Below are 19,033 nucleotides of genomic sequence, written 5' to 3'. Positions count from 1 at the left end.
AAGATGCATCAAATGCCACCATCATTATTGATTAAAACTATGATGGTGTTACAATAAATATAAGTAATAATAAAAATTATGTTAGAAAAACCAATTAAAGCCGAAAAATCATAATGATAACGGAACTAGAATAATGAACATTTCAATGCCTAAACGTCGCTATGCCAATGGATCGCTTGGTTTTTCCTTACAAATTTTGTTTGCGTTATTGTTACTGACGGTGCTGACAGGGCAAGCATTTGCTGCTAACTGCACCGCGACTTACACGCAAACCAACACGGGCGGTAGCAACAATTACACCCTAACGTCGGGGCAATCACTCAAAATCGCCAGCGGTACGTATACCGGCACGGTGGAGTTCGGCAGCGGTGCGAGCATTTGTGTGGAAACGGGGGCGACATTCGCAGGCAGCCTTAATAACCCTGCTGGTACGCTGACTAATTACGGCACTACTACCTTGGCGGGAGCTGCATTCAACGCTGGTACAGTCATTGACAACTCCGGCACATTCACTTTCACCGGCAACCCAAATACTAACGGCGCAACCACGTTCTACAATCGAGCCAATGCGACCATGAGTGCCCCGACCTTTCAATTGGGCAGTAATTCCACTTTCACTAACGATGGCATCGTCAACGCAACAGGGGATCTCAATACCACGACTGGCACTACCCTGACCAACAATTACCGCATAGAGGTGGATGGCAATTTCAATCCAGATGGTACGTTCACTAATAATGGGCGGGCATATGCCAAAAACTTCATCAACATGAATTCCAGTGCGACCATTATCAATAATTGCACACTTGTATCTTATAACGGGTTTAACAGCAACAACCCGAACGTGACTAATAACGGAACGATCCTGATCACCAAACCCAACAACAAGTGGCAGCATAATGGTTCGGGGGTATTCCGTAATGGTCCGAATGCCAAGGTTGCGGGTTACGATTTCATCAATAATGCTAACGTTACGGGTAGTGGAGCCATGATCTTCTCTGGCTCAACCACTAATCAGGGAGCTTTCACGGGTAATAGCACTAGTGACAAAATTAATTTTTACGATGAAACACAGACGGGTTCACAGTTTTTTGACTTTCAAAATACCGCACCGACCAATACTGTGCGTATAATATTTACCCGCCCGACAGAACTGGATGCACCGACCACCTGTACCGCCAGTTACAAAGCTTTTGCGAATCCATCGACGACCGGCACCATCAGCGGCACGGTTTACACCGATAGCAACACTAACAATGCTTTTGATTCCGCCACCGAATCCGGCATTGGTTCCATTACCGTTTCTTTGCTGAATAACGCGACGGGTGTCACTATTGACACCACTAACACCGCAGCCGATGGTTCTTACAGTTTCGGCGACTTAGACCCCGCCCTTACTTATAAAATTAGCGCAGATACCACCGATGCCGACCTGCCAGTAGGCGCAACCATTGGCACAAGCAACCCCTTAGCAAGCGTTACCGTGGCAGCAAACAGCACAACCGCCAACCAGAATTTTGGGTTTGATGCCCCGGCAACTGGCGTTTGCCCAGCCGGTACGTATGTCGCGACTCAATCAGGAAATGCTGTCACCGCCACCAGCACTGGCTCTGTGAACAACACCACAACAGCAACCGGCGCACTAGCAAGCAGCGGCACTGGTGCTACCACATCCAATTCAGCCAAATTGAATGGCGCTGGCGGAACCTTGATACTCGACTTGGGAACGACGATTCCCGGCGTTAGCAGCGTTTCATTGTCCATGGCACGTACTAACGCTTCGTCCCGTGCGGCTGTCAGCACTTCTTTGAATAATTCCAGTTATTCCGCAGTCTCAACGTTGAGCAGTGCATCCACTTCCAACAGCGTTCTGGCTTACAAGGCATACACCATCCCTGCTGGCGGCGCTCGCTATATCCGGCTGGTTTACAGCGGGTCAGCCATGTGGGTGAATGGCGTGTCCTACACACAAGTTTGTCAGTCTTACGGGACTATCAGCGGCACAGTTTACACTGACAGCAATACCAACAATGCCTTGGATGCTTCAGAAACCAAGCTACCCAATATCACCGTTAGGGTATATAACAGCGCTAAAACCACGCTGCTGAAAACAGCAACCACGAATGCCAGCGGTACTTATACGGTTCCGGGGCTGGCAGTAGGTACTTATCAGGTTGAAGTGGATACCACCGATGCCGACCTGCCATCCGGTTCCAGTATTGGCACGACCAACCCATTAGCCAGCGTTACCGTGGCAGCAAACAGCATAACGGCTAACCAGAATTTTGGATTTGATCAGCCCGCACCTGTGTTGGCCTGTTCGCCGCCACCGCCAACTACCACTGGTGTCAATTCCAGCATTACTTGGAATCACAACCCGTATACGCCATCCAGCCAAGTGCTGGGCGGTCATCCTGTCCCTGCGATTTTAAACACCGGCTTGATAGCATCGGCTGCTAACGAAGTGAGTTCCAATCTGACCACTGGCGAGACAGATTGGGAGTTGTATACAGAAGCCGCCACTGTACCCTCAACCCTGGCACAAGCCATCAGTAGCAACAAATATTTCCAATACAGCTTTACCACGCAAGCCTCCTTGACCAGCGAACACATCCTGTACGGTGTGGCAATGTCAACGTTAGCGCCAACCAATACTTGGCAGCACAGCGGCAAGTACAAGATGCAAATTCAGCTTGATGATAATCCGACGTTCACTTCGCCTGCCATCGTCAAGAATATGATTCAAATTGATGAGGATAATCCAACAGTGGGAGGTGATGTAAGCGAAGGCCCTCTATATGAGAATTTCTACATCAGCCACTATGATTTGGATACGCCGGTCAACTTATCATCTAACAAAACGTATTATTTACGTTTCTACCTTTACGATGTCACCAAAGCAGGGGTCGCTAACGGCGTTGCCAACCGCATCATCTTTGATGACTTGCTGCTTAAAACAATAGACTGCGACGCAAGCCCCACCACCTTGCTAAGTGTCAGCGATGCGGTAGTGAAAGAAGGCAATAGTGGCCTCAGTTACCTAAATTTCCCGGTGCAATTGAGTGCTGCGGCTCCATCTGGGGGAGTCAGCTTCAACTACACCACCACGGATGGCACGGCAACCCTAGCCAATAACGACTATCAAGCAAAAACTGGTACGCTGACCATTCCAATCGGTGCCAATGGCAGCGTCATTTCCGTGCCAGTAGTCGGCGATACCACGGTTGAGCCGAATGAAAAAATTAGCCTGAATATCACCAATGTGATCAATGCCCAATACATAAACGGCTCATACCCGCAGCCACCGCAAGGCAGCATTATTGACGACGATACGGCTGGCGCTTGTAATGCCAGTAGCGGTCACTTTGGGGGCATTGTTTTCCAAGACTATAACCAGAATGGTACCCGTGAAAGCGGTGAAATAGGGCTTGCTGGAATTACTGTGACTGCCTACAACAGCAGCAATACCGCTGCGAGCACCACAACGGATGCTGACGGCTGGTACAAGTTCACGGGATTAACCAATGGTGCGTCATACCGATTGGAATTCACCAACTTGCCCGCTGGAATTGAAGTGGGCACTTCTGGCACAAATGCCAATAGTAACACGCGATTTGTCACGGTTAATGCCACCTGTGATGCAAATCTTGGCGTTTATAACCCTGTGGATTATTGCCAAGCTGACCCGAAACTGCTGACGGCTCGCTATATCAACGGTGATAATTTAGCCAGCGGCACGAACATGGCAGGTAGCTTTGCTGCACTGCTATCCTTTAATTACAGTGATTCCGGTATCGCCCCGCCGACGTTGAAGCAGGATGCACTTGGCTCTCAAGTGGGCAGTATCTGGGGCTTGGCCTACAACCGCCACAACAAGAAAGCTTTTGCAGCGGCGATGCTCAGACGTCATGTTGGCCTTGGTTCATTAGGTATCGGTGGTCTCTACGTCATCAATTACTCCGGTACAAACCCGGTCGTCAGCACTTTCCTCAATTTAGATACACTACCCGGAATTGATGTCGGCTCAGTTGGCAGCAATAGCGACCGTAATCTGTCAGGCGATCCTTATTCGCCCAGCCATGACCCAACAATGTTTGACAAAGTAGGCAAGGAAGGTTTAGGTGATATTGAGTTATCAGATGATGGCAACACGCTATACGTCAGCAACTTGTATTCCCGCAAAGTCATCAAAGTTGATCTGACCACCTATAATTCCAATGGCACCATTCCGACCACTGCCAGCGAAATCAGCCTACCTGCGGTCAGTTGCACCAAGGGAGTTGCACGCCCCTTTGCGCTGAAATATTACCGAGGCAAATTGCACGCGGGCATTACCTGTACCGGCGAAAATGGTGGCAGCAGCGCTGACCTGAAAGCATCCATCCACGCTTATGACGGCACAAGCTGGACGGAAAAGCTGAACGTTCCGCTGAATTACCCAAGATGGCATGCTGACCACATGCGGTCGTCTGAATACTCACGTTACAATATTCCATGGGTTAGCAGCCTGTCGGCATTGACTTTGGGCGACCATGGCTCGGCCGACTGGGTGGATGATGCACAACTCATGCTTAGTGGTATTGAATTCGATACCAATGGCGACATGTTACTCGGCTTCATTGACCGTAGTGGCCTGCAATTTGGGCAGTATAATTATGGCACCGATACCAGCTCTACACGTTTCTATGGGATATTTTCCAACGGCGAATTGTTGAAGGCAAGCTACAATGCGACAACGGGTGCTTACACAGTGGAAAACGCAGGGACGGCTAACGGCATTGCAGGTGAAGGGGTGAAAACCGGCACTGATCCTGCTTGGCCTTACGGTGGTCCTGGGGGTGGTGAGTTCTACGGCGGTGAAAAATTTGCGGGGCATACCGAAAACGTATTCGGTGCCTTGGCACTGATACCGGGTAAGCAAGAAGTTGCTCTGAACGCGATGAACCCGTTCAATATCACCACGGGCGGTACAATATGGCTGGATAACCGGACAGGAACGCGCAATAGCGGCCTCCAACTTTACGGTGAAGATAACCGTTTCCTCGGAAAAGCAGTGGGGCTTGGCGACTTAGAAGTGCTGTGTGACCCTGCTCCCACTGAAATCGGCAACCGCGTGTGGCTGGATACGGACAAAGACGGCCTGCAAGATGCAAACGAAGCAGGCATCGCCAATGTCAACGTCACACTGGCTTGCGGCGCGGATAACGCCACGGCAGCGACCAATGCACAAGGCGAATACTACTTCTCGAATAAAGCGGGCGGCAATGCCACCTTCATGGGCAGCGGTGAAAGTTGTAGCTTGAGCGTCAACAATACGCAAACCAGCCTCAATACTTACACTCTAACCACACAAAACGCTGACAGCAAAACCGATAATAATTACCAAACGGATATTCGGGATTCGGATGCAACGGTTAGTGGTGGCAATGCCGTCATCAATTTCACAGTGGGTAGTTCAGGGCAAAATAACCACGGCTTAGACTTCGGGTATCAATCCAATGAAGCGCCCAGTACTATTTCGGGCAAAGTCTGGTTCGATACCAATACTGATGGTATTCAAAACGATGGCATCACAGCCGCTATCGAAGGCGCAAAAATCGAACTCTACAACCCAGCAACCAGTAGCGTCGTAGTGACAACTACCACCAATGCCAGCGGTGAATACCAATTCACCAATGCCAGTGGTATGCAAGCCGCTACCAACTACCAGCTACGCCTCCTCAAACTCGATGCCCAAGCGCCCCTCACCAATTGGAGTCTTGCCACCTTGAATGCGGGTAGCGATGACACCCTTGATTCCGATGCCAGCCTCTCTGGTAACAATTGGATCATCAACGTAACCAGCCCAACTTCCGGCAATACAGCATCTGGCTATGACTTTGGTTTCACCAACACCGCCGCCACCGGCTGCTTGGATGTTAATAGTAGTGGTGTTTCCGATGAAAGTGTCGCCAACTCTCACCCCAACGCCTATGACTTCCTGTTTGGGGGAAAACAAGTAACGGGCTATTGCGCGGAAAAATCTGATCAAGATCCACTAGCAGGCGATAACTACGTCGTCAACGCATCCGACAGGCAATCGCTAACCGCCCTGAAAAAAGAAAAGCTCAGTCGTTGCTATTCAGCCCTCGCTGACCCAGACATCATTTTCCAGATCGCGGCTGCCTTTGACACAGGTAAAAACCAACAGCGGCTAGATGATTTGATGACTTACATGACGTGGTTCTACACCCACTGGAATGAAAGTCTAGCTTCAATGGATGCCCAAATTGATAGCAACGGTAACTATTCCTCTGCGCAACAAGCAGCCATGAAAAATATCGCCCGTGTCGTCATTGATCGAATCAACGGTGCTAACGGTCAAACGCAATATCAGATGCAAAACATCTTTTGGCTGTGGAATATGACCAGTACCAGCCGTCAGGATATTATCGTACCTGCGATGTATGCGGCTGGCTCTAGTTGTGCTACTGGCAAAATTATTTCGGGAAAAGTGTTTGAAGACAAAAACTACGGCGGCGGCGTAGGTCGTCCACTCAGTACACCCGGTATTGCTGGCATTCTAGGCGTTCGCGTAGAACTCTACGATTCAACCGGCGCATTTGTTAACAGCACGACCACCGTTGATGGTGGCCCGTACAGCTTTACAAATGTTGCCGCTGGTAATTATTACGTGCGTGTCGTCAATGACACCGTTAGCTCTACCCGTGCAGGCTCTACAGCGGCAGAACGCGCCATTCAAACTCACCGCAGCGACGGCACAACCGACGTAAACAATGAAGTCGGCGGACGTAAACCTGCGCTGGTTGATGCCGCCGCGAATACCACTAACCAGACGCTAAACACTGCTACCTTCACCCTCTCCGGTGGTGGTCAGGCACAATCCGTCCAACCGATAACGATCGCAAGCACTGACATTACCGGCGCGAACTTCGGCTTCAACTTCAGCACTGTCGTCAATACCAATGACAGCGGGCAAGGTTCATTGCGCCAAGGTATCCTCAATGCCAATCTGTTAGCGAATACCGGCATGGCGCAACCGGATAGCAATTACGGTGTGAATACGGCCTTGAGCAAGGAAGTGTTGGTCTTCAACATCCCAGCCAGTGGCGACCCGCAAGGACGGGCGGATATTTGTGGCGGTACAACCTGTAACATTACGGTTAATAGCAAACTGCCCGACATTACCGCTCCTTTAATTATTGACGGTACAACCCAACCCGGTTACACCGCAGGCACGCCGGGCATCCCGCGTATCCGCATCTCGCCCGTTACCGGACTGGATGCCCTTGGGGTTTCGATTGCCTACAACGCACCGGACAGCACGGTACGCGGCCTATCCATCACCGGCTTCCGCACCAGCAATATGAACCGTGCCATCAATGTGGCGGCGGCGCGTACCGTAGTGGAATCCAACTATATTGGGGTAAAACCGGATGGTACTGCCGATGCCAACGGTCAGGGCATCATGCTGGAATACGCCGATACCGCCACCAGCATTATCGGCGGTACGACACCTGCGAAACGCAATATTATTTCCGGCAATTTGCGCTGGGGTATCGCCTACGATACCGGCGCAACCGCTGGCACGATTCAAAACAACTTCATCGGCACAAATGTCACCGGTACTGCGGCACTGGGCAACCAAGCCGGTGGTCTTGACTTAGAAAGCGCTAACGACAGTGTGGTGCTGGATAACGTCATTGCAGGCAACGCAGGCGATGGCATCCAAATCGGCTTTACCAATGGTTCTATCCTCACCAGTGGTTACACCATTCGGGGCAATCGCATCGGAGTAGGCATCAATGGCGAAGCCATTGGCAATACCGGCCCCGGTATCATGAGCTATGGCGGATCCAGCAATCACCAGATCGGTGGTACAGCAGCCGGTCAAGCCAACACCATTGCCAACAATACCGGCGGTGGCATCAAACTGGCGGCGAACGCTACCAACATTAACAACGTCATTAGCGGCAATAGCATTTACAACAATGGTAATCTGGGTATCGACCTCGGCAACAACGGCGTTACCGTCAACGATGCCAACGACGCTGATACCGGTGCAAACAACCTACTCAATTTCCCGCTCATGTCTGACCTCAGTATTGCCAGCGGCAACCTGACCGTGAAAGGCTGCGCCCCCACTGGCGCAAGTGTGGAACTGTTTGAAGCCGACGTCAGCACCGGCGGCAAAGCCATACCGGGCGACAACAAAGTTGGCAAGAGCAAAGACTACGGTGAAGGCCAAACCTATCTTGCCAGCTTTGTCGAAGGCAGTGCAGCCGATACAGATGCTGCCAACTGCGCACTGGCAACCGATGCTGACGGCAACAACCAAACCGGCATGAAAGCTTTCAACGTCACCATCCCGACGCCAGCGGGTTTTGTGACCGGCGATACCTTGACGGCAACGGCTACCCTCGCTGCATCTGGCACGTCTGAGTTTTCACCCACCCTGACGTTACAGGAAGTCGGCGACTTTACGGGTAAAATCTTTGAAGACGTGAACTACGGCGGTGGTGCAGGTCGTCCATTTGGCACAACCGGCACAGTGGGTATCGCGGGCGCACGAGTCGAGCTGTATAACGCTTCTGGTAATTTTGTAAACAGCGCCACCACCGATACTGGCGGTATTTATACCTTTACTGGCGTTACCGATGGGGCGTATTACGTGCGAGCCGTCAACGATACGGTCAAATCCACCCGTACTGGTTCTAGTGGTGCAGAACGTGGCATTCAAACCTTCCGCACCGATGGTACAACCGATGTCGTTAACGAAATTGGTGGGCGCAAACCAAGCAGTGCGGATGCGCCCGCAAATACCACGAACCAAACACTGAATACCAACACGCTCCTGCTTTCTGGCGGGGCGCAAGCACAGTCGGTACAGCCGATCACGATCTTAAGTGGTGTGGTTAAAAGTGCCAGCATTGACGAAGATGATCCCATCTTTAAAGGGCCGGTATTCAACCCCGTTAAAGAACCCAGCTTCGGCTTTAACTTCAATACCGTCGTCAACACCAATGACAGCGGACAAGGTTCATTACGCCAGTTCATCCTCAACGCCAACTTATTGGGTAACGACAGCACACTGGCACAAACCGGGCGCACCGCTGGCAAAGACAATGCCATTTTGGAATTATCCACCAGCGACCTTAACTACAATGCCGCCAACCAATATTGGAGCATCGCGGTACAAAGCGCCCTGCCCGCGCTGGGCAATGACATTATCCTCGATGCCTCTACCCAACCGGCGCGAACGACTGCTCCCGCATTCACCTTCGCCAACCGCCCTGTCATTGAATTAAATGGCAGCAACGCCGGAAACTACACCAATGGTCTTGCATTAAATGGCGCGACCAATGGCAGCACGGTGAAATACTTCGCGATCAACCGCTTTAAAATGGCGGGTATTCAAGTGGTGCAATCTCAAAACAACCTGATTGCTTCAAATCACATCGGTACTGATCCAACCGGCGCTATCAACCGTGGCAATGGCGATAGCGGCATCACCGTTATTAGCCCCTTAGGGCCAAACCTGATTGGCGGTAGCGGTAGCGCAGGCAATCTGATTGCCTACAATAGCGGGGATGGCATAACAGTCGGCGGCACAGATGGGACTAAAGCGACCAGCATGTTAGGCAACAAAATCTACGCCAACGGCAAATTAGGCATTGACCTCGGTGGTAACGGTATTACCGTGAACGATGCCAATGATGCAGACACCGGCACTAACGACCTGCTCAACTTCCCCATACTCGCTAATATCACTGAAAGTGGTGGCAACTTGATTATCAAAGGCTGTGCACCCGCAGGAATAGCGGGCGCAACAACCGTAGAACTGTTTGAGGCCGACGTTAGTGCTGGTGGCAAAGCCACACCGGGCGATAACAAATTCGGCAAATCCAAAGATTACGGTGAAGGCCAAACCTACCTTGCCAGCTTTGAGGAAGGCAGCGCCAGCGATACCGACACCGCAACGTGCGCCATTGCCACCGACGCGGATGGCAACAACCACACCGGCATGAACGCCTTCACTGTCACCATTCCAACTCCGGCAGGGTTTGTAACGGGTGACAGCATGACCGCCACCGCCACACTCAGCAATTCCGGCACTTCAGAATTCTCTCCCACTGTTCTGCTGCTGGAAGTGTACGATGTTGCCGGTAAAATCTACGAAGACGTGAATTACGGTGGTGGCAATGGGCGGGCGTTCAATGCGGCAACGGCGGGCATGACGGGCATTAGTGGTGCCAGCGTCGAGCTACGCGATGCCAGCAATAACGTACTCGCCACCGCCGCCACAGCAGCCGATGGTAGCTACATTTTCACCGACATCCCCGTAGGTACATACAGTGTGCAAGCGGTAAATGCCAGCGTGCACTCGACCCGCCCCGGCTCCAACGGTTCAGAACGCGGGGTTATGACCTACCGTACTGACGGCGTTAACAATGTGAGTACCGCGAGCACGGCATTCAGCCAAGCCATTACGTTGAGCAATGCCAATCTCAGCAATGTCAACTTCGGCTTCAACTTCGACACCGTGACCAACACCAATGACAGCGGCGCGGGTTCGCTCCGTCAGTTCTTATTGAACGCCAACCTGTTGGATGGTGATGCGACACTGGCACAAGTTGGGCGCACCGCTGGCAAAGAAAACGCCATTTTAGAACTGTCCACCAGCGACCCGAATTACAATGCGGGTGTTTGGAAAATCGCCCTAAACAGCGCATTGCCTGACATCAACAAACCTCTGGTGTTGGATGGCAGCAAACAAGCGACTTTCAATAGCACGAGCGCCGCTCCTGTCATTCAATTGAATGGCAACGGTGGTGCGGGCAATGGCTTAACATTGGTTACTGGCAGCACGGGTAGTCAAGTCCTCAATCTCGCTATTACCAATTTCAGTGGTGATGGCATCAATGTACAGGGTGCAACCACCAATAACAGCTTCCTCGGTAACAGCATTTACGCCAATACCGGGTTGGGTATTGATTTGGTCGGTGGCGACGAAAACGGTTTCGGGGTAACGGCTAATGACGCCGGTGATGCGGATTCTGGCCCCAATAATCTGCTCAATTACCCAGACGTCAAAGTTAACTCCTTCGGCGCGAATGGCACTAAGGTTGTGACGTATGACTTCAACTTGGATGTGGCGGCAGGTGATTACCGTATTGAATTCTTTACCAGCGCCGCCAAAGACGCATCCGGCAATGGTGAAGGCCAAACCTTGATTGGCAGCAAAGACCTCAGTCACCCCGGTACTGGCAGCTTGAATTTCAAAGGCACGCTCAACAGCACAATAACCGTGGCGCAAGGTGCTTACATCAGCGTTACGCTGACACAGAAAATCGACGCCAGCACGTATGGTTCTACGTCGGAGTTTTCCGGCATAAAAGATGGCATTACCATCCAAGTCTGTGACAGCCTGATTGATGACACGACCAGCGGCGCCAATATGGTCATTGATGAAACCAATGTAACGACGGTGATCAAATTATTGGAAGCCAAAGATTCCAATGGCAACCCCATTACTTATGTCATCAGTGGTGGTAGCGACGGTAACTTCTTCACGATTACCAACCCGACCCCCGGCGCGACCTTAGACTGTGCAACGGTTAAATTTATTGTTAATAGCGTCATCATTACCAAATCGGCTGATGCTGAAGGTACGGAAATTGACACCCGCGCCGCGCCGCCACCGAGTCTGACCTTGCCGCCGGGCAATTACGAATCACCGATGGATAGCGACAAAGATAACGTCTATGACTTGGAAATCACGGCGACCACCGTGGATGGTGCAAAATACGTGCGCGATGTCAGCGTGCGGGTAATGAATACCAATGAAGCGCCCGCGATCACCTCAACCACCAGCCTGAGCGTCACCGAAGACACCAGTAAAACTGTATTGACGGTGGCAGCGCAAGATTCCGATGCCAATGACAAACTGAGCTACCGTATCAGCGGCGGCGCAGACAGTGCCAATTTTGAAATAGACCCCAGCACCGGCTTATTGCGTTTCCGCGTCATGCCTGATTATGACGCGCCGATGGATGCTAACCGCGATAACGTTTACGAAGTGGAGATTGCCGTTACCGATACCGGCGGTTTAAGCAGCAGTAAACTGTTCAAAGTGAGTGTCGTCAACAACACCGCAGATGATGGTGTGACGGTAAGCGTGCGTGCCATGTTACAAGGTGCTTATGACAGCAAAACGGCATTGATGGTAGACACCTTGAATACCTTAGGCTTATTGCCCAATACACAACCGTATCAGGCGGATCCGTTTAAATACGCTGGCACTGAAACACTCAGCACGATGGTTCAAGAAATGGCGGGCAACGATGCAATCGTCGATTGGATACTGGTTGAATTACGTACTGGTCTTGATACCGTGGTAGCAAGCCGAGCGCTAATTCTGCAACGGGATGGCGATGTCGTGGATTCGCAAACCGGCTCTAACCTGTTGCACTTTGCGAAGGTTAAAGCAGGTAATTACTACGTGAGTGTGCGTCACCGCAATCACCTCGGCATGGTAAGCGCCAGCCCTATCAGCTTGAGTAGCACCGCAAAAATGCTTAATTTCGCTTCAAGCTCAATGCTGGTCAGTGGCGATGAAACCCGCATTATTACTGGCACGGTAGCACTAATGTGGGCTGGCGATATTAATGTGAGCAATACCTTAAGCGCTAATGGCCCGAATAATGATGTTACCAGCCTGCTAGGGCGCGTGATTACTGCTGGCGATAATACGCAAAGCAATACCAACCATATCCTAACGGGCTACATCAACACCGACATCAACTTTGATGGCAAAACGTTGTTTACTGGGCCGGGCAATGACACCACGCTGTTGGTGGGTAATATCCTGCTGCACCCGCTCAACAGTGGTTTCGCGGCAAACTACATTGTGAAAGGTGGGTTGCAATAAACCATACGCCATAAAAAAGGGCGTCTTGTAAAAAACAGGACGTCCCTAGCCAGCCAACAGCTCAATATATTTAGAAATTGCTAACTGATGTTACGCAGACGCAGCTTCCATCCACTATATTTCAGGTATGAACCAAACACGTCTTGATCTCTACACCGACTACCTAACCGTGACTTTTGGCTACGCCACAGCAACGGGTTTATCCCAACTATTGGACGGCGAAATTAGCCACGATGCGATCAGTCGTTTTCTTTCGGGGGATGAATACACCTCGAAAGACCTGTGGAAACAGGTAAAAAAGACCGTCAGGGAGGTCGAATCAGCCGATGGCATCCTGATCATCGACGATACGGTGCAAGAAAAGCCCTACATGGACGAAAACGACCTGATTTGTTGGCATTACGACCACTGTAAAGGACGCAATATCAAGGGAATCAACTTGTTAAACTGCCTGTATCACAGCAACGGCGCATCCATTCCGGTTGCATTTGAACTGATACGGAAGCCATTCCGTTTCTGCGACATCAAGACCCGCCAAGAAAAACGGTGCAGCGATGTCACCAAAAATGAGCAAATGCGCTCCATGATTGACACCTGCATTCAAAACCAACTGAAATTTTCATGGGTGTTGAACGACATTTGGTTCGCCTCCGCCGAGAATATGGAACACATCAAGGAGAAACGGCAAAAGGACTTCATTATGGCATTGAAAAGTAACCGATTAGTCGCATTAAGCGAAAAAGATCGGAAGGAAAACCGTTACACACGGCTCGACCAATTGGCATGGACAGAACAAAAAGCCATCACGGGCTACTTGAAGGGGCTAACCTTCCCCGTCAAGCTCGCTCGGCAAATCTTTACGAACAAAGACGGCAGCACTGGCATTTTGTATCTGGTTTGTAGCCAGTTGGCGGTAGAGTGGGACGAAATCACGACAACCTACCAAAAACGGTGGAAAGTCGAGGTCTTCCATAAATCGCTCAAATCCAATGCGGCATTTGCGAAATCCCCTGCACACACCGCTAAAACACAAGCGAATCACTTATTCGCCTCCATCGTCGCTGTCTTCAAAATGGAGTGTTTGACCATCAGCAAGCATCTTAACCACTTTGCTTTACGGGCAAAACTCTACGCCAAGGCAATTCGGGGCGCTTTTGATGAGCTACAGGTGCTTAGGGCTGCGTAACATCAGTTGCTAATCAGTCGGGCATAACAAATCCAGTTATTAGTGGAATAAGTCGGCAAGCCATCCGGCACTTCGCCGTAATGACGCAATGCCACCATACTGCCACCGCGCGCGTTATCAGCACTGATTGGTAAACCATAATCGACGCCTTGATAGTTACATTCAATGCGCCCGTCAGCACTCTTATTCACTGGTGTTCCTGCGGGATACCCGCAATCCGTAGCCATGCGTGCTAAGTTTTCAGAACAATAGGCAGCTTTATTAGCCGCATTGACTGTATCCGGGAAAAATTTCAAGTCAATGTTGGGGCGTTGCCCGTTATCATTCACTTGGACTAAATTCAACAGCTCTTCCATGGTTGGCAAACGCCATTGCGATCTGCCACACAAGCCGCCGGAGTTGTTGACGGCATTCACATAACTGTAAGCGTCACAATTGCCAAGCACCTGACACAATATTGCGCCAGTGCTGTCCCTAGTGCTGGCATAACCGGCATAATTGTGAAAATGCCGATAGCGCCAGTCACGGTCACGTAGCCCATTATCATTCGTTTTGGATTCCCACACTTTCCCGGTAGCATTTTCCTTAACACATTCCCATGACGGAGCAGAAGCAGGCAGCACATTGCCTGCACTGTCAAGCTTCGTATAGCGTTTAGAAGCCTCTGCCAATTTAACTTCAGCCCTGACTTGTTCCGCCGCTTTTTGCGTAGCATCCCGCGCTTGTTCTGCTGCCGTTCGTGCCGCTTTCACACTAAGTGCTGCCGCTTGCACTTGCTGTAACAACGCCTGAATGCCATCGAGCGTTGTCACAGTGTCGGCATCGCTTACAGCCGTCGTTACTAAGGCTTTCTGTGCCAGCGCTTGATCCGTTGCTTGTTTAGCCTGATCCGCAAATGCCTGTGTTTCGGCTAATGCGCCAGCCGCCTCTGGGTAACTTGAGCCTTCCTGTTTAGCAAGCAATAACGAATAGCCCGCAATCGAATTAGCCGATTGTGTTGCTTTGGTGTCGGTTTCCACCTGACCAGCAATATCTTTGATTTGTTGACGAGCCGTCGCCATATTAGCTTGGCGATCCTCTTCTGCCTTAACAAGTGCTGCCGCTGTTGCAGCATCCGCCGCTGCTTTATCGGCTGCGGCCTGTGCTGCAATCGCGGCTTGCGCCGCCAATTCTTCTGCGGAAGGCCCACTGCTGCCACCACAAGCAGTGAGCAATGATGACATTACAATGCCCGCCAGTAGTAACTGCCCTTGTTTTGCAGCCGTGCTTTTATTAAGCGTATGAACGTTAATTTTGTTCATATTCATGATTCATGACCTATAAATGAGTAATGTAGAGTTAGCCTAAATTAACGAGAACTCACCATACGGGTGTAACAAATCCAGTTAGATGCATTACCAGGGTTGTCCACCAAACCATCTTTGATTTCCCCGTAATAACGCAAAGGAATCAAAATACTGTTTTCCAAGTTTTCTTTGGTTTGGGTACCGTTTAATAACGGCAAGCCATAATCAACACCTTGGTAGTTGTGTTCGGCATCAGCCCCCGTGTTGGTATTCATCGCGCAATAAGCAGCAACATAGGGTTTATAGACAATATCGGGGAAAACTTCCTGATTAATATGCGGGGGTGTGCCGCCCCCATTGATTTGCGCAATACTGCCCAGCTCACTTTTCAGCGGAATACGCCAAGAATTTCTGCCACATAATCCCGCACCATTCACCGCATTCATGTAAGAATAAGCATCACACGTATCAAGCCCACGGCATAATACTTGACCTTTCGTATCCACTGTATTGCCATAACCGCCATAGTTATGCATGTGACGGTAACGCCAATCTTTATCCCGGAAACTGCCATCATCGGTTTTGGTCTCCCAAACCAAGCCGGTCTGCTTGTCTTTCAAGCAAGACCATGACGTTGCGTTAAGTGGTAATTCATTACCACTGGCGTCCAATTTGGCGTAACGCCTGGCAGCTTCCGCAAGTTTAACGCCAGCACTGACTTCTGCTGCTGCTTTTTGCGTGGCATCACGTGCTTTTTCCGCAGCGACGCGGGCTTCTTTGGTACTGAGCGCAGCATTTTTAGCTTGTTCGGCAAATGCTGTCACGTCTGCAAGGCTTAGGGCAGTTTCCGCATTGGTTGCCGCTGCCGTCGCCAAAGCTTTCTGTGCCAGTGCTTGTTCGACAGCCTGCTTAGCTTGATCAGCAAATGCTTGTGTTTCGGCTAATGCTTCAGCAACTTCTGGGTAAGCTGCGCCTTGCTGTTTAGCTTGTAATAGCGCGTATCCGGCAATAGAACTGGCTGCCTGTGCTGCTTTGGTATCGGTTTCTACCTGCTTTACACTGTCTTGAGTTTCTTTACGCGCTGCTGTTAGCGCAGCTTGGCGCTCCTCTTCTGCCTTGGCATCTGCCGCCGCTTTATCGGCTGCGGCCTGAACCAGTGCTGCCGCTGTTGCCGCATCCGCTGCCGCTTTATTCGCTGCTACTTGGGCAGCAAGCGCTGCTTGTGCAGCCAATTCTTCTGCGGAAGGCCCGCTACTGCCACCACAAGCGGTGAGCAATGATGACATTACAATGCCCGCCAAGAGTAACTGCCCTTGTTTAGCGATAGAGGTTTTATTGAACGTATGAACGCTGACACTGTTCATATTCATGATTTATTACCTATAAGTGGTTAATTGGGGTTTATGGTTTCAATCAAATATTATATGGTAACTATCACTAAAATATTCATTGAATTTACTAATGGTAGTGTTTCGATGCCAACCAGTGGCACAAACCCCCACAACCTGCTACTTTATCGCGTCCCTATCAGAAGCCTTTAAAGACAGCCATGCAGCCAAGAAAAATCCTCATCACCAGTGCCCTGCCCTACGCCAATGGCCCAATCCATATTGGTCACATGGTCGAATACATCCAGACGGATATTTGGGCGCGTTTTCAACGTTTGCGCGGCAATGAATGCCACTATGTGTGCGCGGATGACACGCACGGCACGCCAATCATGCTCCGGGCGCAACAAGAAGGCATTACCCCAGAACAATTGATTGCCCGCATTGGCGCGGAACATCAGCGTGATTTTGCAGGGTTTCGGGTCGGTTTCGACAATTACTACACCACGCACTCCGACGAAAACCGCCATTTCGCCGAATTCATCTACAAGGCGGCGCGTGACAATGGGCATATTGAAAAACGCACCATTCGCCAAGCTTACGATGCGCAAGCGAAAATGTTCCTGCCCGACCGTTTTATTAAAGGCGAATGCCCACGTTGTGGCGCGGCGGATCAATACGGTGATAACTGCGAAGCTTGCGGTGCGACTTATTCCCCGACTGATTTGAAAAATGCGGTGTCGGCAATTTCCGGCACGACTCCGATTGAAAAAGAAACCGACCACTATTTCTTTAAGCTGGGGCATTTTGAAACCTTCCTGCGCGAATTCCTTGCCAGCGGCGCGGTACAAAAAGAAATCGCCAATAAGCAAATGGAATGGTTTGAGTCAGATCAAGGCTTGAGCGATTGGGATGTTTCCCGCGACGCGCCTTACTGGGGCTTTAAAATTCCCGACACTGATGACAAATATTTTTACGTGTGGCTGGATGCGCCGATTGGTTATTTAGCCAGCTTCAAAAACCTGTGTGACCGTACCGGGCTGGATTTTGATAGCTTCTGGAAACCCGATTCCACCGCCGAGGTGTATCACTTCATCGGCAAAGACATTGCCTATTTCCACACGCTGTTTTGGCCTGCCCTGTTGCATGGCGCGGGTTTCCGCACCCCCAGCGCGGTACATTGCCACGGCTTTTTGACGGTGAACGGCGCGAAAATGTCCAAATCACGCGGCACATTTATTCAAGCCGAAAGCTACCTCAAGCATTTGAACCCGGAATGGTTACGCTATTATTTCGCCAGCAAACTCAGCAATGGCGTGGATGACATTGACCTTAACCTCGAAGATTTCGTGGCACGGGTCAACAGCGATTTAGTCGGCAAAGTGGTTAATATTGCCTCGCGCTGCGCCGGTTTCATCAACAAGCGATTTGACAACAAATTGGCTGATACACTGCCTGACTCCGCGTTATATCAGGAATTTAGCGATGCCTCTGAGCGTATCGCCGAACTTTACGAAACCCGCCGCTACGGTCAGGCCATGCGCGAAATCATGGGTTTGGCTGACAAGGCCAACCAATACGTTGACGAACAAAAGCCGTGGGTACTCGCCAAAGACCCGGAACGCCTTGCCGAAGTGCAAAGCGTTTGCACCCAAGGCATCAATATGTTCCGGGCGATTGTGAGCTACCTCAAGCCGGTTCTCCCACAATTGGCGGTGGACGCAGAAAGCTTCCTCAATGCCGGTGAACTGACTTGGGCAAGTGTTGCGACTCCGCTGATTGGCAGCGAAATTGCCACGTTCAAAGCCCTGATGACTCGTGTTGAACCGGCAATGGTCGAAGCCATGCTCGAAGACAATGCTTCGGCTACGCTCAGCAACCAAACAGATAACCGCTCCCTGAGCGAAGTCGAAGGGAACAGTACTCAACACCTGACCGACGACCCCATCAGCCCCACCATTGACTACGACGATTTTGCCAAAATCGACTTACGCATTGCTAAAATCGTTAAAGCGGAACACGTCAAAGGCGCGGATAAGCTGGTACAATTGACCCTTGATCTGGGCGGTGAAACCCGCAACGTGTTTGCCGGGATAAAATCCGCTTACGACCCGGCCGATCTGGAAGGTCGTTACACCGTGATGGTCGCCAACCTTGCCCCCCGTAAAATGCGCTTTGGCGTATCCGAAGGCATGGTGTTGGCAGCAGGCCCCGGCGGTAAAGATTTATTCATCCTGACACCTGACAAGGGTGCAGAACCCGGAATGCGCGTAAAGTAACGCCAACAATAAGACGAAGAATA

5 protein-coding genes are annotated in these 19,033 nt (G+C 50.8%); 3 read left to right on the top strand and 2 right to left on the bottom strand.

What is annotated here, in order from left to right:
- Positions 1-145 precede the first annotated feature (145 nt).
- Both HMY34_RS19170 and HMY34_RS19165 read left to right on the top strand, forming a co-directional pair.
- Positions 146-12,931: an SdrD B-like domain-containing protein gene (locus tag HMY34_RS19170; RefSeq protein WP_202717009.1), complete on the top strand. Its 12,786-nt coding sequence runs from the start codon at positions 146-148 to the stop codon at positions 12,929-12,931.
- Positions 12,932-13,058: 127 nt separating this feature from the next.
- A complete protein-coding gene (locus tag HMY34_RS19165) occupies positions 13,059-14,117 on the top strand; it encodes an IS701 family transposase (RefSeq protein WP_202715909.1) in 1,059 nt (352 codons plus the stop codon).
- Positions 14,118-14,119: 2 nt separating this feature from the next.
- Here the strand turns inward: HMY34_RS19165 and HMY34_RS19160 are convergent, their stop codons facing one another.
- On the bottom strand, positions 14,120-15,424 hold the full coding sequence (locus HMY34_RS19160; protein ID WP_202717008.1) for an Lcl C-terminal domain-containing protein: 1,305 nt from the start codon (positions 15,422-15,424) through the stop codon (positions 14,120-14,122).
- A 41-nt stretch (positions 15,425-15,465) separates the two neighbouring features.
- On the bottom strand, positions 15,466-16,773 hold the full coding sequence (locus HMY34_RS19155; RefSeq protein ID WP_202717007.1) for a cell envelope integrity TolA family protein: 1,308 nt from the start codon (positions 16,771-16,773) through the stop codon (positions 15,466-15,468).
- Positions 16,774-16,952: 179 nt separating this feature from the next.
- Here HMY34_RS19155 and metG point away from each other — a divergent pair, with 179 nt between their 5' ends.
- Positions 16,953-19,010 (top strand): methionine--tRNA ligase, encoded by a 2,058-nt coding sequence (gene metG, locus HMY34_RS19150; protein ID WP_202717006.1) that lies wholly within the window; start codon positions 16,953-16,955, stop codon positions 19,008-19,010.
- Positions 19,011-19,033: the final 23 nt, after the last annotated feature.

The organism is Thiothrix subterranea, assembly GCF_016772315.1.
Lineage (GTDB): Bacteria > Pseudomonadota > Gammaproteobacteria > Thiotrichales > Thiotrichaceae > Thiothrix > Thiothrix subterranea.
This window is presented reverse-complemented; position numbering and strand designations above follow the sequence as displayed.